The sequence below is a fragment of the Dyadobacter ginsengisoli DSM 21015 genome, from assembly GCF_059568735.1.
Genome location: NZ_JCANTY010000001.1, coordinates 544,815 through 565,140, shown reverse-complemented (window position 1 = coordinate 565,140; position 20,326 = coordinate 544,815). Strand labels below are relative to the sequence as shown.

General features: G+C 52.9%; 16 protein-coding genes. 11 read left to right on the top strand and 5 right to left on the bottom strand.

Annotated elements, in window-relative coordinates; genetic code table 11:
• The first annotated feature begins 6 nt into the window (after window positions 1-6).
• From BP71_RS01820 to BP71_RS01805, 4 genes are all read left to right on the top strand, one after another.
• Window positions 7-456: a hypothetical protein gene (locus BP71_RS01820; protein ID WP_496375987.1), complete on the top strand. Its 450-nt coding sequence runs from the start codon at window positions 7-9 to the stop codon at window positions 454-456.
• A gap of 18 nt (window positions 457-474) precedes the next feature.
• Window positions 475-1,494: a sensor histidine kinase gene (locus tag BP71_RS01815; RefSeq protein ID WP_496375985.1), complete on the top strand. Its 1,020-nt coding sequence runs from the start codon at window positions 475-477 to the stop codon at window positions 1,492-1,494.
• On the top strand, window positions 1,475-2,242 hold the full coding sequence (locus tag BP71_RS01810) for a LytR/AlgR family response regulator transcription factor (RefSeq protein ID WP_496375983.1): 768 nt from the start codon (window positions 1,475-1,477) through the stop codon (window positions 2,240-2,242). The genes BP71_RS01815 and BP71_RS01810 overlap by 20 nt, the downstream gene beginning before the upstream one ends.
• A gap of 173 nt (window positions 2,243-2,415) precedes the next feature.
• Window positions 2,416-2,811 carry a DoxX family protein gene (locus BP71_RS01805; protein WP_496375981.1) on the top strand — a complete coding sequence of 132 codons (396 nt, stop codon included), beginning with the start codon at window positions 2,416-2,418 and terminating at the stop codon, window positions 2,809-2,811.
• Between the two features lie 36 nt (window positions 2,812-2,847).
• On the opposite strand, the gene BP71_RS01800 is transcribed toward BP71_RS01805, so the two are convergent.
• The gene (locus tag BP71_RS01800; protein ID WP_496375979.1) at window positions 2,848-3,528 is read right to left on the bottom strand and encodes a metal-dependent hydrolase; all 681 of its coding nucleotides are present in this window, start codon (window positions 3,526-3,528) and stop codon (window positions 2,848-2,850) included.
• A gap of 260 nt (window positions 3,529-3,788) precedes the next feature.
• On the opposite strand from BP71_RS01800, the gene BP71_RS01795 reads away from it, so the two are divergent.
• From BP71_RS01795 to BP71_RS01775, 5 genes are all read left to right on the top strand, one after another.
• Window positions 3,789-4,355 carry a hypothetical protein gene (locus tag BP71_RS01795; protein ID WP_496375977.1) on the top strand — a complete coding sequence of 189 codons (567 nt, stop codon included), beginning with the start codon at window positions 3,789-3,791 and terminating at the stop codon, window positions 4,353-4,355.
• A gap of 98 nt (window positions 4,356-4,453) precedes the next feature.
• A complete protein-coding gene (locus tag BP71_RS01790) occupies window positions 4,454-5,236 on the top strand; it encodes a hypothetical protein (protein ID WP_496375975.1) in 783 nt (260 codons plus the stop codon).
• 14 nt (window positions 5,237-5,250) lie between these two features.
• Window positions 5,251-7,962 (top strand): hypothetical protein, encoded by a 2,712-nt coding sequence (locus tag BP71_RS01785; protein ID WP_496375973.1) that lies wholly within the window; start codon window positions 5,251-5,253, stop codon window positions 7,960-7,962.
• Window positions 7,959-8,504: a hypothetical protein gene (locus BP71_RS01780; RefSeq protein WP_496375971.1), complete on the top strand. Its 546-nt coding sequence runs from the start codon at window positions 7,959-7,961 to the stop codon at window positions 8,502-8,504. The genes BP71_RS01785 and BP71_RS01780 overlap by 4 nt, the downstream gene beginning before the upstream one ends.
• Window positions 8,504-8,983 (top strand): hypothetical protein, encoded by a 480-nt coding sequence (locus tag BP71_RS01775; RefSeq protein ID WP_496375969.1) that lies wholly within the window; start codon window positions 8,504-8,506, stop codon window positions 8,981-8,983. Before BP71_RS01780 ends, BP71_RS01775 begins: the two co-directional genes overlap by 1 nt.
• Before the next feature lie 15 nt (window positions 8,984-8,998).
• On the opposite strand, the gene BP71_RS01770 is transcribed toward BP71_RS01775, so the two are convergent.
• The 3 genes from BP71_RS01770 to BP71_RS01760 are packed head-to-tail and all read right to left on the bottom strand — an operon-like array spanning window position 8,999 to window position 11,580.
• Window positions 8,999-9,844, bottom strand: a complete 846-nt coding sequence (locus tag BP71_RS01770) for an alpha/beta fold hydrolase (protein ID WP_496375967.1) — start codon at window positions 9,842-9,844, stop codon at window positions 8,999-9,001.
• A gap of 21 nt (window positions 9,845-9,865) precedes the next feature.
• Window positions 9,866-10,384: a DinB family protein gene (locus tag BP71_RS01765; RefSeq protein WP_496375965.1), complete on the bottom strand. Its 519-nt coding sequence runs from the start codon at window positions 10,382-10,384 to the stop codon at window positions 9,866-9,868.
• Window positions 10,385-10,431: 47 nt separating this feature from the next.
• Window positions 10,432-11,580: an alkene reductase gene (locus tag BP71_RS01760; RefSeq protein WP_496375963.1), complete on the bottom strand. Its 1,149-nt coding sequence runs from the start codon at window positions 11,578-11,580 to the stop codon at window positions 10,432-10,434.
• Between the two features lie 86 nt (window positions 11,581-11,666).
• Between BP71_RS01760 and BP71_RS01755 the strand changes: the two genes are divergently transcribed.
• Window positions 11,667-12,530: an AraC family transcriptional regulator gene (locus BP71_RS01755; RefSeq protein WP_496375961.1), complete on the top strand. Its 864-nt coding sequence runs from the start codon at window positions 11,667-11,669 to the stop codon at window positions 12,528-12,530.
• Window positions 12,531-12,537: 7 nt separating this feature from the next.
• Here the strand turns inward: BP71_RS01755 and BP71_RS01750 are convergent, their stop codons facing one another.
• A complete protein-coding gene (locus tag BP71_RS01750; protein WP_496375959.1) occupies window positions 12,538-16,512 on the bottom strand; it encodes a hybrid sensor histidine kinase/response regulator transcription factor in 3,975 nt (1,324 codons plus the stop codon).
• Window positions 16,513-16,659: 147 nt separating this feature from the next.
• Here BP71_RS01750 and BP71_RS01745 point away from each other — a divergent pair, with 147 nt between their 5' ends.
• Entirely contained in the window at window positions 16,660-20,310 is a 3,651-nt protein-coding gene (locus BP71_RS01745) for a choice-of-anchor Q domain-containing protein (protein WP_496375957.1), read from the top strand.
• Window positions 20,311-20,326 lie beyond the last annotated feature (16 nt).

Sequence of the window (20,326 nt, the reverse complement as noted above, 5' to 3'; positions counted from 1 at the left end):
ATCCGCATGAAAAGTACCATTCTTTCGCTTGCCATTATCCTCGCCGGATTGATGGGCTGCACCGAACCGCGCCGACTGGCCCCGGCGCCGGAAACCATCTTCGACGAACAGGGCCTGCATGTGATTACCTCATTTTACAACGAGCGCACCAGCACAATATCTCTGCTGTATGGCAACGACGAGGCACTCGCGCATGCAGGAAAGCCACAGGTGGAGCACACCGCAGGCGAAGTGTTCAAGCTCGTGACCTGGGCGTTGAAAGGCAATCCCCTCTGGTTCGGCGGAAACATTAACGGACCGGTGCAATCCATTGAAACAGTGCAGGTAGCCCCGGAAAGCGCGGGTGTGGAGTACAACATGCAGAGGCCGGACGGAAAAACCAGCGAAAACAGCAAGACGGACCGTGAAGAAAGGATAAGTTTTATCTTTGCCCAGCGTGCATCCGTATTTCCCTAAACAAGGTCAGGAAGAATCATGGTTACAAAGACATTCAGGGTTTCCGCGGTGATCATCTGGCTGAGCTCCATAGCACTGGGCATACTGACCACCGTCCCGAAGATAGCCGAAAAGCATTTCAATGGTTTTGAAGCATTTACCAGCGCATTGATCACCTCGTCGTTCACATTGTTTGTCTGGTATTTCAATATCTATTCGCTGCCCAAGTTTTCGAAGGACAATTCACCAACGGGCTTCTCCTACCCGCTTTTATTCCGGAGCCTGGCCATTGGCGTGGTATTGATGTTTCTGATGGTAAGCGCCCAAAAGCTGGTCGTCCCGACTCTGGATTTCGGGCCGGTGATGCTGATGTTCGAGGTGCGGGGCATTATGATCAACCTGATCTTTTACATGCTTTTGCACCTCCTTTACCAGACACACCGTAACCAGCAGGTAGTACTGGAACTGGAACGGACCAAAGCCGACAACCTGGGCGCCCAGTACGAATTGCTCAAACAGCAGGTCAACCCCCATTTTTTGTTCAACAGCCTGAGCACGTTGAAATCGATGGTGGAGCTGGAAGACAAAAACAGCGTCGACTTCATCCTGAAACTTTCTGATTTTTACCGCTTTACACTGGAAAACAGAAAACTGGACCTGATCATGCTGTCGGAAGAGATCGAGATCCTGGACGCTTATATGTATCTGCTCAAAGCGCGGTTCGAGGAAGGTATCGAGCTCGAATACCGGATCGAAGAAGGGTTAGAGCGTACCTGGGTTCCGCCGTTCACATTGCAGCTCCTGATCGAAAACTGCGTTAAACACAACATTGTTTCCCTGGACCACCCGCTGCGTATCGAAGTGTACACGCAGGCTGGCAAACTGATCGTCGAAAACCGGCTGCAACTGAAAAAGAACCCCGAGCATTCCACCGAAATGGGGCTCGATAATATCAACAGGCGGTATTTCCACCTGCTCGAACAAAAAATAGAGATCGCAACCGACCAGGAGTCATTCAGGGTAAAACTTCCACTGATCCATGAAAATCGTAATCATTGAAGACGAAATCAAAACGGCCCGTTCGCTGGCGCAGATCATCACCACCCTGCGGCCCGGCGCAGAGATCGTTGCAACGATACAAAGCGTAGAAAAGGCTGTCTCCTATCTCAGCGGGCAGCCGCAACCTGACCTTATCTTTATGGATATCCAGCTCTCCGACGGGTTGTGTTTCCAGATTTTCGAATCGGTAAAGGTAGTCCCCCCCGTCATTTTTTGTACGGCCTATGACCATTACGCGATCGAAGCATTCAAAACCAACGGAATAGACTATCTGCTCAAACCCTTCAAAAAGGAGCACATCGAGGCCGCATTAGCCAAGCTGGATCAGCTGAAATCTTACTTTTCGAGTGAAAAACAGCTGGTGCCGGAGCTGGAAACCCTGCTGAGAAAACTGGGAGAGCCGGAAGGGAAAAAGAGCTTTCTGGTTTTTAAACAGAACAAATATGTAACCATCAAAACCGAAAGCATCGCTTTTTTCTATATTCACAATGAAATTACCTGTATCCGAACGTTTGATCAGCAGGAATACAGCATTTCGCAGCCTCTGGAAGAAGTACAGGGTATTGTCCCCGCGTCGCAGTTTTACAGGCTCAACAGGCAGTATCTGGTTAATTTTGAAGCAATCAAAGAGGTGGAGCATTATTTCTCCCGGAAGCTTTTTATCAAACTCACCATTCCCACTCCTGAAAAATTGCTGATTGGCAAGGAAAAGGTGAGCCATTTCCTCGGATGGCTCGAAAACCGGTGAGCATACAATGAAAATCCATTGAACATACCATGAACAATGGATTTTGAACTACATAACTCAATAGCAATAACATCGCACAGATGTACCGGGTTATTGTAACCTAAATATAGAAAGCGGGAATACCTGTCAAATTAAAACAGAATTAAAATTAACGCTTACCAGGAAACTTCATCATGACCACTTCCGACAACACATTTCTACTACGGCCCGCGGTCATCGTCATCCTGCTCATGCACAGCATTCCGGGCATGTTCGACAACGGGGTCAACGATTTCGGCAATTTCTATCTCAATCAGCAGGGATTTGCGCCTTTTGGCGTACCACTCGCATGGGCGATCAAATTATCGCATGTAGCGGCGGCGGTTTGTCTCGCGATCGGAAAATATATAAAATGGGCTTGCATGATCACGATCATCATCCTGGTCGCAGGCATTGTGATGGTACACGGACCGGAAGGATGGTATGTGGTGGGAGGCGGCCGCAATGGTGTTGAATTCAACTTTCTGCTGATAGTGGTGCTGCTTGCCATCCTGTTTCCCAGGGGATTTGGAAAACGGGAGGCGAGCTAAGCAACGGGCGGCCCGCTGTTCCGCCCGGTTGATTGCCTAAATATCGATGCTCTCCCCTATTTCAGGCAGATAAAGCGTTATGCCCGCTTCACCGAATGCGTCGATCGCGGCGCCCTTGTCGATCTTGATAAATCCGAACGTATCGTAATGCACGCCCAGCACCTGTGTAACACCCACCATTTTGGCCGCTTCAATGGCATCCTCTATGCCCATGGTCAGCACATCCCCGATCGGCAGCACCGCAAAATCGAGCTTCGCCCATTTCGGAATGAGCGTCATATCGAGCGTTAGTGCCGTATCGCCGCTGTAATAGAAGTTTCCGTCCGGTGTTTTAAATACAAAACCTTCCGCCACTCCGGCATAGCTACCGTCCTGAAAGCTGCTGGAATGGACAGCGCCGGTTCCCTTCACCGTCCCGAAATCGAAGGCCCATTTACCGCCCGGATTAATCGGATGGACATTCGTCACCCCTTGTGCACCGAAATGCGTGTACAGCTCCCAGCTCCCGACCACCATCGCGCCATTATTGTTTGCGATCCTCACCACATCGTGTGAATGATCGAAATGGCCATGTGATACAAAAATGTAATCGACCCGGATTTCATCGGGATCAATGCCTTTGGCAAGCTCGTTTCCCGAAATAAAAGGGTCAAAAAGGATGTTCCTGCCTCCGGCGGAAACGGCAAAACAGGAATGGCCGTAATAGGTAAGTTTCATCTTGGTTGTTTTTAATGTAATAATACATCGCGGGCCGGAGCTGTCAAAACACGGTGACGTAAAAACAATTTTTTCGCCTTTCGGACATGCTTAATCGTTCATTTTAACAGTTTCCAGTACATGAACTTGAAACCACTCAGTTACAATCAATTGGGCTGAAAATAAAACCTGGTTTCCTTGTATTATGTAAAAATAATTCTACATTTACCAGCATGTAACCAAAATACCCATTTTTACCTCTCCTGCTAAATTTCCCCCTTATGAAAAACACATCATCCCTCATCGCCTCCATGATTGTAATGGCCTTGTCCGGCGCTTGCCTTTCGGCCTTCGCCCAGGATACCCACACTGACAATCATCAGATTTCCGTAACGATACCGGTTGTAGCACTGCTCGACCTGGAAACGTCGGCTACGAAAGACTTCTCGGCCAATTTCACGAAACCAGCCAGTGACGAGGCCGGCAATAAGATCGTCGCGCCGGCCGCGAACTCTACGCTTTGGCTCAACTATACGTCGATCCAGACCCTGACTACCACCAAAAAAGTGAACGTGAAAGCCAGCGTTGTGATCGATGGCCTTGATATCCATCTTGTCGCTGCTGCGGCTACCACCGGCGCCGGAACCAAAGGTACGCCGACAGCCGGTTTCAATCTGACAACGAGTGACCAGGTGCTTATTTCCGACATTGGCAGCGCATATACCGCTTCCGGACCGAACAATGGCCATCAGCTCACTTACACTTTCATTGCCGACGATTCCAAGTACGCAGACCTGCGATCCGGTACAACGCCGGTGACCGTTACGTACACGCTTGCGGACAATTAACAACAGCTGATTTCCCAGAATAACGTAAAACCAGGCGAACAAAGGCCCCTGCCGGGTTCATGATTCCGGCAGGGTACTTTCTCTGACAACGACATAATATGAATTGGATCGTCTCACTCAGCCTGATCCTGCTCTTACCGGGTTATATCCGGGCATCGGTAGTGGTCTTGAACGGATTGACACATACCCACAGCATTCCTACCGCCGAAACAAAGGTACAGGGAGCCATCAGAGTCAAGAATGAAGGCAAAAAAGAGTCCCGTATATTGGTGTACCGTCAGGATCTCATTGCTTCCTGCGACCAGTCGGCACTCTACCCGGAGGCAGGCAGCCACAGCAGATCGCTCGGCAGCGGTCTGAAAACCAATGTAGACGAGCGGCTGATCGGGATCAACGAAGAGTACGACGTCAGATACACGATCGAACTCGACAAATCCCGCCCTTCCGGTACCTACTGGGAAGTAGTGATGGTGGAAGTAGCGGATCCCATCCGGGAAGAAGTCAGGAGTGGGATACAGGTCAATTCCAAAGTACGGTATGCCATACAGGTGATTGTCGATATCGGCGCGGTGGAGGGCCCTCAGCTGTCCTACGAGAAGGTATCCTATGAAAAGATATCATCCGGGCAATCGGTACTTAAAGTTGTACTGAAGAACAACAGCTCCTATGGCTCGCGCACCAATGTGATCCTAGAAGTATACGACAGCAACGGTAACAAGCTGAAAACCACGGCGCCGAACACCCGAATGCTCTACCCGGGCTATTGCAGCACCTTTGAAATCCCTGTTACCGACTTGCCGAAAGGTAAATACGACTGCGTCATTGTTGCTGATACACAAAGAGACCTGTTCGGCTCGAACATCTCTTTACAGGTAGAATAACCGCCCTCTCGATATTGGCCCGCCTTCTTGTCATATTTCTTTGGATGATCCCCCTGGCCGGGTTGTGTCAGCCCGAAGTGGTGGTCCGTTTGGCGAATATGCCAGGGACAATCATTCCCGGGGGGCATTTCACTCTGTTTTTTGACGTAACTTCCTCCTCTCCATCCCTGCCGGACTCGCTGCGGGAATCGGTGCAATTGCCCGACAAGTGGCGACTGCTTTCCCAGCGGCGTCCCGAACGCGCGGCAGGCCAGCAGCGCCTGCGGTATTTCTTTGTAATCAGCACACCCGCAGTATGCGTTTCGGGCGACTACAACATCACTTTTCACATCGGCTATGCCGGAAAACAAGCATCGGCCAAAGCGCGGGTAAGCGTACAGCCAATCCGGAAAATGGAAGTTTTTGTAGTTACACAACCAGAATTCATCAGGGAAGGAGACACACTGCGACTGACTTACCTGATCCGGAATTCGGGCAATAACCATGAGCAATTTACACTGAAAACCGATCATGGCACGGTCGATGTAGCTGCGGACAGCCTAACCCTCGAACCAGGCGCGACAATGAATGTAACCGTCTCACAAATTATTCCTTTGACCGACAACAACGCGTGGCAGGCTTCATCCAACCTCTCTTTGTTCATGCATGGCGGAGAACAACCCGTTTACGCGACCGCGAGCATCCCCGTGTTCTCGTCCCGGATCCGGAAAATAGATCGCTACTTCCGCTTTCCTGTGGAGATCGGCGGCGGCTATATGACGTACCGGTATGGCCCGAAACAAGTTTCGGCTTATCAATACAGTGCTACCGGCAGGGGTTTTCTGGATCAGAAGGACCAGCATTATCTTGATTTCACGATCCGGGGTCCGAACCAGTTTGTGTTTCCGGCAGCGGGAACCTACGACCAATACTCGCTCAGCTACGCCTATCGGAAGCGCCTTTCCGTTTCGGTGGGTGACTACGTTTTACAGCTCAACAACCTCATGGAGTTTGGGCGTTTTGGCCGGGGAGTAAGTGTGGAGCAGCAGTTCAACAAAATTGCCTACACCATCTTCTATCAAAAAGCAAGGTTCTATATGGGCCAGAAAGACGCTTTGGGCGGGAAATTCATTTTCAAAATCAATGAATCCTCACAGCTCGGACTGCATTATGCCTCCAAAAATGTGGTTGTTCATAACCGCCGGTTCTGGTCACATCTTGCCGGGCTCGGCGGCAACGTCCGTACCCGTGAATTACAGCTCGAAACCGAACTGGCAACCGGCCACGCCGGTACTAAAACAGACTATGGTGCATTTGTAAGATTGCAGGTTTCGAAAAGATGGTTTAGCCTGACCAGCAACCTGATCTATGCCGGCAAGCATTTCTATGGTTACTACAACAACAGCCGGCTGTTCAATAATAACCTCGGTATTAACATCACCAAAAAGCTGACGCTCGGTATCAGTACCAACTTTTCGGACGTCAACCCGAGCCTCGACGCCAACCTGTACAGCGTTTCCCCGAAAGACCGCAGCTATATGACATTCCTGTCCTACCAGGCAGACAAGCGCAACCGGTTTTTTATATTTTATTCCACAGCCCAAAGAAAAGACCGGCAGGAACCTTCGGAATTTGACTATTCCGAAGACTTCGGAAACTTCTCCTACAATCACAATTCGGAAAAATTCTCGTTATTCTACCAGGGCCGGTACGGTTACTCCCGGAATCATCTGGCAGCCGACAACAGCGGCAAAAGGCAATCGTTTTCAAACCTGGCGCAACCGGCAGTCCGCCTTTTTCCGTGGATTTGGGTCGGTGGCTATTTTGAACACCAGCATACCAGCAAGTTCTCCGCAGCCGACGTGACTGAAAACCTGTTTTTTTACGGGGGCAATGCCCGGATCAATGTAAAAAAGCATTTGTATGCCAACTTCCTTTATCGAAACAACTACGCTCCGGATGAATTGTATGTGCGCCGCAGTTTCGTGGATGTATCGGCTTTGCTCGACCTGAAAAGGCATGTTTTCTCCCTGTCGGGCGGCCGTTCCTACATTCCCAATATGAGTAACACCGACCAGAACACGCTGTTTTTCAGCCTCCGGTATGCGCTGCGCCTGAACATCCCGCTCGCCAGAAAACGAAATATCGGCAGTCTCAAAGGCAAACTCACCGGTTTCGGTTATCCAAAACAGGGTAACCTCATACAACTGGGCAGCCACAAATTCATGACCGACAGTACCGGTATGTTTTCATTCGACGGCGTGGCGCCCGATCGCTATTACCTCAGCATTACCCAGAATGAAGCAGGCAGCGAAGGCGTTGTCCCGGTGGCCAAGATGCCGATGCTGGTAGATATCCGTCCCGACAGTCTTCAGATTATCGAGATCCCGCTCACCCGCACCGGCGGGATCACCGGTAAGATCGAATTTGTAAAAGCAAACCAGCTCGGCGTATCCTCTGCCCTGACCGAAAAGCCGGTTGTGCTTGCGAAGCTCACGGGTGAAATGGGGAGCTACCTCACCGAGCTGAACGAACAGGGAACGTTTTCGTTCAAAGAGATTCGGCCCGGAAACTGGGAACTGTCCGTTTTCATTCCCGGCAGTCAGGATCGTTTCGTGATCGAAGACGGCCTGCGCACGTTAGCGCTGGAAGCCGATAAAACAATCGATCTGGTCTTCAGGATCAGGCCGAATGAGAAGAGAATCCATTTTTCGGAAAGAAGTTTTAAAGTATCTGTAAAAAAATGAAATATGCGCTGCTGATAGGATGTCTTTTGCTTGGCTTGCGTTCCGTTGCGCAATCCGGCCCGACTGTGGACATCAGCCTGACGATGCCTTCGGTGGCACTGGTAGACATCCTGCCTACGGGGTCCACGGGCGTAGCCTTGCAGATGACCGCCGCTGCAGAGGCCGGCAGCACCATCGGCACGGGCACATCCAACAACGCCAATTGGCTGATTTTCACCTCGACGGTAGCTTCGGGCGCATCCAGGAGCATCCGGGGAGATATCGTAGGTACCCTCCCGGCGGGCATCCGGCTACGGCTCGACATATCGCCCTATGTGGGCAGTGGGCAGGGATTTACAGGCGGCAACAGCTATATCACTGCCAACACCTACCTGACCAACACGCCGGTGAGCTTTATTGACAATATCCGGGGCGCATTCACCGGCATCACATACGGTTCCAGCGGCTTTAAGCTCAATTACTCCCTGGAAGTTCAGAATTATGCCAATATCAGAAGCGGCACCTCAAATGTGACGGTACGCTATACCATGGTCGATAACTGATGAAGAAAATTACGCTCGTCTGCATTACCTGCCTGCTCTTCGCCGGCGTCTCCGCCCAGAGCGTTACCGTGATCAACGGCACCAACACGTGGTCGATACCGACATTATCGTCGACGATTACCAAGGCCGGCAAAAACTATGAACATATAGAGATCAGCAGCGCATCTCAGACCCTGCTCCGGGTCAGCTCGCTGCTCGTGTGGACAGTAAGTGCGCATATGAGCACGACCTCCAACTGGGATTCTTCGTTGAAACTGTCCGTACAACGCACGGGGAACGGCACCGGACTGGCCATTCTCAGCGGCGGTACCACTTACATGCAACTGACCACCTCCCCGCAGCAATTCTTCTCCGGCGCGTTGAACCTCGGCGGCAATCGCGATAACATCCCAATCCAGTACAAGATCGAAGGCTTGTCGGTTACATTGCCTGTGAAGACCTACACAACGACCATTACCTACACCATTTCCGGTCTGTGAATAACTATAAACGGCCTATTCCAGTTTGGCAGCGTTCCGGATCGGCCTGTATGGCTTTTTGAAAAAATCCATTACCACCCGGTTGAACTCCTCACTATAATGTACCAGCGTCGAGTGCCCTGAATTTGGTAAAATCCACAGATACGACCGGGGAATAGCGCGGGCTATCTGCATCGTATGCTCGGGAAGGATCACGTCGTTGTCGCCGCCGATGATGAGCGAGGGGCAGCGCACATCACGCAACTGCCGAAGGATAATGTGCGGCTGGACAGCCATGAGGTGAACGAGCTTTTTCTCATTCCGCCTGGCCGCATCGGCTGCAGTCTTCGCCAGTTCGTTGTCCCAATCGGCGATCGTCCGGTACATCCAGGGGTCGAGCGCCGTCGAATCCGGCCAGAGGTTAGCACCCGTCGCAGCCAGTTTGCGCACCCTTTTCGGATGTCGCAGGGCGAGCAGGATCGCAGTGATCCCTCCGTCGCTCCACCCCACCACGTAACACGAATCAATTTTGAGGTGTTCGAGCAATGCATCCATGTCATCGGCCATCATTTCATAGGATAGCGAATCGCCCGGATCCACGGACCTACCCTGCGCGCGGCTGTCGACCAGGACCACCTTGTGGGATTTTGCAAATGCGATAACCTGATGGCGGAAATCGCGCATGGAACCGCCATTGCCATGAATGAAAAGCACCGGTTCCCCCGTTCCGTATGACTCATAATATAGCCTGATGCCCCGTACCGGTGCAAAATGGCCGACTTTTGTATTCTTTCCCAGCAAAGCGGTGTCCGGCCGCATCTGACCTAAAACAGGTTCCAGCGCGAGGATACAACACAAGGCGAGCAGTTGCAATCTTTTCATATCGGGTATGTTTCCAATGGGCTACCTTCCAAATGTACGTTCCAGGAACGCTTCGATCCTAGCCTTCTGTCGCAAATGATGTCTGCAATGCATTTCCGCAAATTGAAACCACTCCTGCGCGCTCAGGTAACGCAGGCCCGGGTGAAACGCCTTTCCGTGGAGGAGGCTGCCGGTGATCAGTTTGTCGGTTTCGTCGATGAGGCTTTTAAGCCGAACCAAACGATCCGCCAGAATTTGTTTGCTCTGCGGCTGACGCACCAACGCATTGGACGGCGGGCCGACAATGAGCAGGTCTGGAAAAGCATTGTTCCGGAACATCAGTTTCGCTTCCTGGGTCGATTCTTCCATCGCATGATCATTCGAAGCGAGACAGACCCTGATCTGGTTGAAATAAAAATCCGTCTCGTCCAGGACATGCATATACACCTGTCCCAGCGACCAGCTGCGGGGAGCCGGTTGTGCAGTGAGTTCCACGAAATCGTACGGTTCCAAACCTTTGAGCCAGACGTCTACCGTTTGATGAAAATCTTTTACGCGCATAAAAAATATCCCAATGAAGGTTTTTACAAACCTAAAATGATTCCCGGTCAAAATAGGTGTGGGTTAATGACAGATTGCGGTGGCATTTGCGCCAAAGTGCTGTCGCAGGCTGCGTCTGCAAACGGATAGTCGGTGTAGCCCGTGTCGCCGCCCTGATAATACGTCCCGGGGTCGCCTGCTGCGAGAGGAATATCCAGCCTGAAACGCTCGGTCAAGTCCGGGTTGGCGATATAGGGTTTACCAAATGCGATCAGATCGGCGAGACCTGCTTCCAACACCGCTTCTGCGGTTTGGGCGGTATAACCTCCTGCCAGCATGATCAACCCGTGGTAACGCCGGCGCAGGTCCCGGATGTAAGCTTCCGGGATCTTGCCACGCCCGGCAGGCCCCTGATCGGACAGATGGATATACAAAACGCCCATTTCCTGCAATGCATTTACGACATAATGCTGCGTTTCCGCTTCCTCCGCATATTCGGGCAGCTCGTTTAGCTTCACAAACGGCGAAAGGCGTATCCCTGTCCGCTCCTTCCCGATTGCGGCCACCACGCCCTCCATGATTTCGAGCAGGAAGCGGCTTCGGGCGGCGATGCTTCCGCCGTAAGCATCTGTGCGCTTGTTGGTGTGCGGGTGCAGGAATTGCTCCGGCAAAAAGCCGTGGGCGCCGTGTATTTCCACTCCATCAAAACCTGCTTCAATAGCGTTGATCGCCCCCTGAATATGCTCGTCTATCAGCCTGCGCACGTCGATAGCGGAAGCCTCCACCGGCTCGCTGTTGGGCAAATGGATTTCCCCCTGTGTGCGTATCAGCCCTTCGGCCGTCACCACCGACGGTGCTATCAGCGACATTTGTCCTTCATTGTTGAGATAATGCCCGATACGGCCTGCGTGTACCAGCTGCATAAAGATCCGGCCGCCTCGCGCATGCACCTCGCGGGTAACGTGTTTCCAGCCATTGATCTGCGCCTGGTTGTAAATTCCGGGGGTACCCATGTAACCGATACCGTTCGGCGCCACGGCGGTATTGTCTGTAATGATCAGCCCCGCGCCTGCCCGCTGACCGAAATACAGCGCCGTCGATTCGCCCGGTACGCCATTCAATGCCCTGCGGCGGTTCATAGGTGCCATCACAACGCGGTTTGGGAAGTCGAGCGCACCCGTTACAAGTGGTGTCAATAGTTTTTTCTCCGTATTCATCACTACTTTTTTTGAATACAAAACTATCCATAGCGCCAGCCGGCGAACAGTGACATTGCATGGTTTTTTCGGTATTTTTACAGGTTATGAAACAAAAAACACTGCATCAACCCTTCGAAGTTTACGTAGCCGACATGGATTGCTGGAACGAGCGGCCATTGATCTACCACTTCTTCGAGATCGTCCGGATCATGGACGGTACCGGCACGCGCGAGACCAACCGGAACCGGTTTCCGTACCGCCCGGGCAGCATATTCCTGTTCACACCGCTAGATTGCCGCGGGTTCGACGTCGAAACATCCACCCGGTTCTGCTCCATCCGGTTCTCTGAAGTGTTTTTATCCGAATACAAAACCGAGCAGGACAAGGAGCGGGTGACGGCTTGGCTGAAACAGCTAGAAACGATTTTCGCGCACCATAACCGCTTCGAAGAATTGCTGATCCGCAATGAAGGCGACTGCCGGATGATCGCATCGCTGATCTCACACCTGATCACCGAATACGAACAGCGGCAAACGGGCCATGAGGAGAATTTGCGGCATCTGGTTACGCTCATCCTCAATGTGATTGCGCGCAATGTGCACGACGGCCGCAAAACTGACAGCCCCGGCACGAAGGAAGCACTTATCAATCAGGTATTGCTGCATATCCAAAGGCATATCGCCGACCCCGAAAAATTGCGCGTCGAGTATCTGGCGCAACAATTCAACCTTTCACCTAATTATGTGGGCGAATATTTCCGGAAATACACCGGGGAAAGCCTGCAAGGCTATATCAGCTCATCACGCATCAAACTGGTGGGACAGCGGCTCACGCAGAGCAGTCTGACGATCAGCGAAATAGCCGCCGAACTGGGTTATACCGACGAAAGCCACCTCAGCCGCCAGTTTCGCAAACACCACGGTACCAGTCCCTCCGCATTCAGGAAAGGCGTCGTCATAGCGGCGTGAAGGTTCATTAATTGCCGTTCGCAGCGAACTCACGGGGTGTCATATCGTACAGGTCGCGGAAGCATTTGGCAAAATAGGAAAGGTTATCAAAACCCACCGCATAAGCTGCTTCCGACACGGAAATACCGTCCGAAAGCAACGCAGCCGCTTTTTTCAGCCGGTAGTTACGGATCAATTCCACCGCGGAAAGGTCTGTCAGCATTTTGAGCTTCCTGTTCAGGCTGCTGTTGCTCATGCCGATCTCGCGGATCAGCTCGGTTACACCAAAATCAGGGTCATCCAGGCGGGTATCGAGAATATGATGTAGTTTGATCAGAAACGGGTCTGTGGTTTCCGCCTGACCTGCCGGTATGGCATCCGGCGACGCGAACCCCGCACGCAGACGCTCATACAGGCGTGCCTGCCTGTCGAGCAGGTTGCGCATGCGCAGGCGCAGCTCGGGCAGGTGAAAAGGTTTGGTAATGTAGTCGTCGGCACCGAGTTCCAGCCCCTCCACCCTGCTTTCCAGGGCCGATTTGGCCGTCAGCAGCACCACCGGAATGTGGCTCGTTTCCAGGTTGGATTTAATGTGTTTACAAAAAGCATAACCATCCATGACCGGCATCATCACATCGCTGATAATCAGGTCGGGCATCATTTCGCCGGCCATTGCGAGCCCCTCCTCGCCATTCTTCGCGTGGTAGAATCGGTAATTTTCGGCCAGACTGTCGGAAACAAATTCAGCCAGTCCCGCATTGTCCTCCACGAGCAGAATTTTGGGTAAATGCCCGGACTTTTGAACGATATGTCCGTTTCCATTGATTTTCGAAATTGCATTTTCAGCTGAATGCTGCGGCCCGGCCGGGCGGTACGGCAAAGCCACTGTAAAAATGGTATCAAAGCCGTCGGCGCCGCTTTTGACAGAAACATTCCCACCCTGCAATCCGACGAGCTCCTTCACAATCGCCAGGCCAATACCAGTACCCTCGTGGTAACCTGTTTGCTGATCGGCCTGATAAAAACGGTCGAAAATGCGATCCAGCTGTGTTTCCGGAATGCGGGCGCCAGTATTCGCAACGGCGATTTCCACTCCTTCCGGCCTCGTTTCCCGGATCATCACCAGTATCCGGCCGCCTTCGTCCGAAAACTTCGCCGCATTGGAAAGGAGGTTAGTGACAATCCTTTCCAGTTTTTCATGATCAAACCAGTAATAACGGTTTTCAAGGCGATTATCGAACGCCAATGCTACACTTTTAGCTTCTGCGGCCAATTGGAACGAGCCGGTAAGCGTTTCCACAAAATCGGCCAGATCGCCCCAGGCTGCGTCGACACGCGTGGTACCGGCTTCAAGTTTGGAAAGATCGAGCAACTGATTGATCAGTCCGAGCAGTTGCCGCGCATTCCGGTCGATGAGCGAGAGGCGCTTGTTGTCTTTTTGCTCCCGCCGCTCTTCCAGCATTTGGCCGGTGGGCCCGAGGATCAACGTCAATGGCGTCCTGAATTCGTGGGTAATGTTCGAGAAAAACCGGGTCTTCATTTCGTCAAGCTCCCGCAACTGCTCTGCCTCCCTCGCTTTCAGGTCAATTTCTTTTTGTTTGAAAACAATGGATTGCTGCATGCGGACGCGGTTTACATAAATCCTTAACACACCATAAACCACTCCCAGAAAGGCCAGAAAATAGATCGTATAGGCCCACCACGTCTGCCGCCACGGCGGACTGACGCGGATATGCAACTCCCGTATTTCCGGACTCCACACGCCGAGCGTGTTGGACGCATTCAGCCGGAGCACATAATTCCCGGGCCGGAGGTCGGTGTACTTGGTCACGGGTGTTTCGGTTTCGATCCAGTGCTCGTCCACACCTGTCAACTGGTAGCGATAGCGGATCTTGTCGCTCCGGTTGTATTGCATGGCGGCGAACTCGATCGTGAGAAAATTCTGCCAATGGGTCAGATCGAGTCCCCGCATCGCGGCCACCGGCAACTCCCCGGCCGACAGTCGCGGCTCCAAAGGCGCATTGTTGATGGAAATGCCCGTAATATAAACCGGCGGCCGGTACCGGTCTTCATTGGGTTGCTTAGAATCAAAAGCGGTTATGCCTTCCATTCCACCCAGAAAAATGCGGCCGTTGGGTAATGCGAGTGCGTGAAAGCGGTTGAACTCGTCGGCCATCAGCCCGTCCTCCCGTGTGTAGGTACGCGTGCGCAAGGTTTTCCTGTTGATCTGGCATAAACCCTGATTGGTCGCCACCCACACATTGCCCTGCCGGTCGGGGATCGCAGCGTACACCACGTTGTTAGGCAGGCCGTTTAGCTTCGAAAGCCGCTCGCAACGCCCGGTGCGCTTGTTGAAACGGCAGAGGCCCCCGCCGAATGTGCCCACCCAAAGCAGGTTTTCGTCGAGCGGATCGGCAAAGAGGCAATGCAAATTGTCGGTGCTAAGCGAGTGTGTACCCTCTCCGTAACGCCTGATCGCACCCGAGACCTTATCGACACGGTACAACCCGCGCGCGGTCGTCGCAACCCAGATATATTGCCTGTCGGCCACGATCTGATAAATGCCCGATTCGATTCCAAACCGCGGCCGGACTGGCCTGACGGCATGCGGAAAACGCGTCCAGATGCCGTTTTGATAGGAAAACAAAAGGCTGTCGTACATGGCCCACATGCGGCCGTCGGGATCTTTCGCCAGGCTGATCGCCAGCTCCGACCGCTTGATATCCGCGATTTCCACCGGAAACGGGATACTCCTGATCGCTTGCGTGGTCAAATCCAGTTCGTACAATGGCGTCCTGCCGGCACTGAACCACATTTTCTGCGGGCTGTCGAATGCGTAACGGAAATTGTAGGAGAAAAGCCCGGCTGGCAACTTGGCCATTTCAGTCGTCGGGACTTTCAAGAAATCGCGCAGGAGGTCGGCTATGAAATCGGAGGAATAGGGTTTGGTACTGAAATAGCCTGCCCTGAGGTTATATTTCCGGATACCCTGCCCGTTGGTACCCGCCCAAAGCACGTCGGAACGATCGACATAGAGGCTTTTGAACTCGTGCACATCCGCCTGGACCGGAAATTCAGCGAGACTATCGTCCTTACCAAGCCTGTACAAATGGTTCATCCGAAAAAAATAGACATTCCCCTTGCTATCGGTAACGATCGGATGCCGGTACTGAGCCTGCGTATCCAAAACCAGCTCCTTGACCTGCCCATTGCCGGTAACGGGATCCAGTAACACCATTCCTGTCGCATACAGCAACAGCAGACGTCCGTCGTTCAGCTCCTTCAATGCATTTACCTTCTTGTCAATATCTGCGGTGAGCGTAGTGGCGTGGTATTTTACAAAACGGTCCGTGCCCTGTTTTTGCAAAAAAAGGCCCTTGTTCGTAATAGCCCAGATGTTCCCGGCATTATCCTCTTTTACAAACCGCACATGTGCCTGCGCAACGGCGCTGGTATCCCCGTCTGTAGATTGATACCGCCGGATTTTTTGGGTATTTAAATGAATAGAGGCTAGTCCGCCGCCGTCCGACATCAGCCAGAGCCGGTGCTGGCAGTCGGCGTACATATCTCTGAGAAAGCGTTTTCCAAACTGCTTCTGGTAAAAAGCCTGGCGGGAAAAATTAACAAAAGTTTCCCGCACGGGGTCGAAGAGGTCGATCTGTCCCTGGTCGGTCGTAATCCAGATTTTCCCCTCGGCAGTGGTTTGCAGGTTTTCAAGTCCTAATGACGAAAGCGACATCTCCTGTGTGTCCGACGGTTGGAATACCCTGAAACTCCGGCCGTCGTAACGGCACAGCCCGTCGCGCGTGGCGAGCCACATAAAGCCGCGTGCATCCTGGACAATGCCGGGCACGAAGCCTTGCGGAAGTCCCTGTTTTGCCGTGATACTTTCGGGAACCGGAAACCCTGCCGATTGTGCTAAGGCGGCTACCGGCAGGCACCAACCGGCAGCCAGCCAGTACAGGAAGAAGACGAGAACCAGGCGGAGCATGTAGAATTTCTTCAAATGGCGTGCTTTGAAGCTAATTTACGATAAAACAGCCTTGTATGACGAAAAATGAACAGTTTCTGATTAAAAATTGACAATCCCGGGGCATTCATACAGTCCATATTGCAGCGCTAAAAATGATCACTCATCATTCCGGACTGCGCTATGAATACACAACTACTACGACCCCTTTTCACACTGTTTTGCGCACTGCTGGTTGCTACCATCGCCCATTCGGCGGTGATCTACAACCACACTTTCCCTAATAGTAATTTCAATTCCCCTACCTCCATTAATTCCAACCTGACGGGCGCGTGGACGGGGATCGGTGACACGCCTTACTCTTACAGCTACAACGACAACAACGCCATGGCACTTTATGGCCATAACCACGTTTACGTGCTCACCGTTACGATAAAGGAGGGTTACCAGGTTGAACTTACCAGCATTGCTTTCTCCCGGTTCTCTGCCGACAACGCGACATTCCAGGTTCAGGTCGACGGCGTAAATTACGGGTCTTCCTTTTCGTCGAGTACAGATATGGCAGCCATTACCCGTACCAAAACCGTTTCCAAACTGCGGAATACGATGCGGATCAGGATCGCGGTTACCAACGGAACGTCGTCCAGCAACTATTCGGCTATCGACAATTTCACGCTCAACGGGTCAGTAACGAGCTACGACCCCGCTGCTGAGGCTACACCCGACGGTAACGGGATATTGTATGTCGATCGGAATGTAAGCACGCCCGGCAACGGCAGTAGTTGGAACAACGCCATCAAACGCATGTATTACGCCACACGCGGGGCCGCCCTGAATCCGGCCGTCAAGCAGGTATGGGTAACGAATGGTGATTATCAAACCGAAGATACCGATACGCCTTTTTCACTGACCGACGGCGTGGCTTATTACGGCGGTTTCGAAGGCGGCGAAAGTGATTTGCGGGAAAGGTCGTTCCCCGCCCAATCCACGCTCACGGGCCAGGGTGGCACCGTCATTACCGTCTCGGGTGCGGGTGCCGCAACACGACTCGACGGGTTCATGGTTACCGGAGGCACCGGTTTCCTTGTCGGTAGTGACCGGCGGGGCGGGGCTTTGCACGCGACCAACTCCTCGCTCGTGATCGCCAATTGCACATTCGGGGAGAATGCCACCAATCCCTCGGCGGCGGAAGGAAAGGGAGGTGCGATTTACCTGCTCGATTCAAGCCCTTTGATCCTGCAATGCCTTTTCGCGGTCAACTCGGCCAAAGGCACTACTTCGGGCAAAGGTGGTGCCATCTTTCTCGACAATTCGTCGCCTACTATCCGGAACTGCACTTTTTCGGCCAATGAAGTGGGAGGCGGCGCCACACCGGGCAATGGTGGTGCATTGTATGCGGTGGGCGGCTCGTCGCCTGTGATCGAGAATACGATCATCTGGAACAATACCGACCCGGCATCACCCGGCGGCACGAGCAGCATCGGTGGGAGCGGTACACCTGCCGTATCCTACTCGCTCATCCAGGGCGGCTTTGCAGGAGGTAGCAACATCCTCGATACCGACCCGCAGTTCAGCGACCCGGCGCAGTTCGATTTCAGACAGCGCAAAGGCAGTCCTGTGACTAATGCCGGTAACCCTGCCACCGACCTTTCCGTTTTCCCTAAAAACACGGACGACACGCCTATCGCATTCGACGGCGGCCGAAGGCTCACCAGCCAGGCCATCGATCTCGGGCTGTTCGAAGTGACGCCGAGCGCGATCTGGTATGTCAGTGCGGCCAGCTCCGCGCCCGACCCTGCCGGTGATAGCTGGGCCAATGCATTCCCCAATCTGCGTGACGCATTGAATGTTGCTTCCGAAGGCGACCAGGTGTGGGTGGCACGCGGAGAGTACGAAAATAGCAACGACCAGCTGGCATTCATCCACGGGGTGAAAATGTACGGCAGCTTTGCCGGCACCGAAACCGCGCTCGACCAGCGCCCGATGCCCATTGCCCACGGCAATCCCTCGACGGCCACCGTGCTGACATCATCCGTCGGTCCGTTTATCAACAACTACTATAACAACCTGACCCGGGACGATGTTTTTGATGGTTTTACCATCACAGAGGTTTTCGGAAACGACGGCGGAGCCATGCATAACGCAGGTGTGGCACTGACCATTTCCAATTGTGCGTTCCTGAATAACGCTGCTTCTGACGGAGGGGCTATCTATAATGACAACGCATCGTTGCTGATTACCAACACCGTGTTTCGAAACAATGCCGCGAGTTTCGGCAATGGGGGCGCGATCATGAACAAGGACGGTTCAAATGCTTCGCTGATCAATTGCCTGATCGCCGGCAACTCGGCCAGCGATTTTGCCGGAGCTGTTTTTAATGACGACGCCAACCTGACGCTTATTAACTGTACGGTTGCGGGCAACACCCAGGCCTACCCGGGCACCATTACCGGATATAATGGTAATGTAACCGTCCGCAACAGCATTATCTACGGCAACGGCAGCGGCATTACCAGCGAGGAAAGCACCATTTCGGTCACATACAGCCTGGTAGAAGGCATGAACGCCAGCGATGAAGACCATAACCTCGCTGGTACCACCAATCCGCAGTTCGTCGGGGAAACCGACTGGACGCTCCTTCCCTGCTCCCCGGCCATTAACCGCGGCACCAACGAGCCGCTGTTGGATTTTCCAGTACTGTCTACCGACCTGGCAAACAACACCCGCATTTTCAACATGCAAACCGACATGGGCGCGTATGAAGTACAGTCGATCGCGGGCCCCGGCACGTTACCCGCAGGAGGCGACCAGGCCACATTACCCGTGTATGCGGGCGTGACCTCCATTACCAGCGATTGCAAAACCTTCGGCCTGATCGAGCCCACAGGCGCACCGGGATCGCTCGGCAACGTGACGGTCAAAACCTTCCTGGCTGCCGGTAATACCTTATCGGAAGGACAAAAAGTATTTGTCAAAAGGCATTACGACATTACCCCTTCCGGAACTGATGGCCCTGCAAAAGTGACGCTATTCTTTTCCAAACAGGATTTTGATACCTATAACCAGGCCTACGGAAATGCCAACAATGCCTCTCTCCCAGCCAACCTGAAAGTGGTACAATACCATGGTACCAGTCCTTACGGATTCCCGGGCACCTATTCGGGACCTACGCAACTGATCCAGAACGTAACCGTTACCGAAAGCGATGACCATACCATGTACCTGGTGTCATTCCAGGTAAGCGGGTTCAGCGGGTTCTTTATTTCGGGGCAGTCCGAAGCGGCATTGCCGGTTACGCTCGTGTCATTTCAGGCCAAAAAACGTGAGAATGAGGCTTATCTGCAATGGCAAACGAGCTCGGAAATCAACGCCGGCACATTCGACATCGAGCGCAGCGGCGATGGCAAGCAATGGCATCGGCTAAGCCAGGTAATGGCCCGGGGCGGCGAAACGACAAACACCGACTATTCCTATACCGACACCTTTCCACTGGCCGGTACCAATATGTACCGGCTTAAAATGATCGACCACGCCGCGGACGGCGAAGAGGGCTCATTTGCATTCAGCCGCATTGCCGTGCTGACATTTGACACAGAAGCGGCAGCTATTTTTCCCAATCCGGCAGCCGGCGTGTCGGCAGTACATCTAAAAGGAGTGAAGACCGAAAACGTCAGGAGTATCCGGCTATTCGACATCAGCGGAAAACTATCGTTGCAGCCAGCACTGCGCCAGGGCAGCATGAACATCGGCAAATTGCAACCGGGGACCTATGCCGTAGAAATACAAATGACCGACGGCAACCGGCAGCACCTTAAACTCGCGGTGGCACCTTAGTATTTACAAACGCTTA

Coding starts and splice junctions, on each gene's coding strand:
- BP71_RS01810 (WP_496375983.1), top strand. CDS start 1,475: ATGAAAATCGTAATCATTGAAGACGAAATCAAAACGGCCCGTTCGCTG.
- BP71_RS01790 (WP_496375975.1), top strand. CDS start 4,454: ATGAATTGGATCGTCTCACTCAGCCTGATCCTGCTCTTACCGGGTTAT.
- BP71_RS01765 (WP_496375965.1), bottom strand. CDS start 10,384: ATGCGCGTAAAAGATTTTCATCAAACGGTAGACGTCTGGCTCAAAGGT.
- BP71_RS01770 (WP_496375967.1), bottom strand. CDS start 9,844: ATGAAAAGATTGCAACTGCTCGCCTTGTGTTGTATCCTCGCGCTGGAA.
- BP71_RS01760 (WP_496375963.1), bottom strand. CDS start 11,580: ATGAATACGGAGAAAAAACTATTGACACCACTTGTAACGGGTGCGCTC.
- BP71_RS01795 (WP_496375977.1), top strand. CDS start 3,789: ATGAAAAACACATCATCCCTCATCGCCTCCATGATTGTAATGGCCTTG.
- BP71_RS01805 (WP_496375981.1), top strand. CDS start 2,416: ATGACCACTTCCGACAACACATTTCTACTACGGCCCGCGGTCATCGTC.
- BP71_RS01780 (WP_496375971.1), top strand. CDS start 7,959: ATGAAATATGCGCTGCTGATAGGATGTCTTTTGCTTGGCTTGCGTTCC.
- BP71_RS01745 (WP_496375957.1), top strand. CDS start 16,660: ATGAATACACAACTACTACGACCCCTTTTCACACTGTTTTGCGCACTG.
- BP71_RS01775 (WP_496375969.1), top strand. CDS start 8,504: ATGAAGAAAATTACGCTCGTCTGCATTACCTGCCTGCTCTTCGCCGGC.
- BP71_RS01800 (WP_496375979.1), bottom strand. CDS start 3,528: ATGAAACTTACCTATTACGGCCATTCCTGTTTTGCCGTTTCCGCCGGA.
- BP71_RS01755 (WP_496375961.1), top strand. CDS start 11,667: ATGAAACAAAAAACACTGCATCAACCCTTCGAAGTTTACGTAGCCGAC.
- BP71_RS01815 (WP_496375985.1), top strand. CDS start 475: ATGGTTACAAAGACATTCAGGGTTTCCGCGGTGATCATCTGGCTGAGC.
- BP71_RS01820 (WP_496375987.1), top strand. CDS start 7: ATGAAAAGTACCATTCTTTCGCTTGCCATTATCCTCGCCGGATTGATG.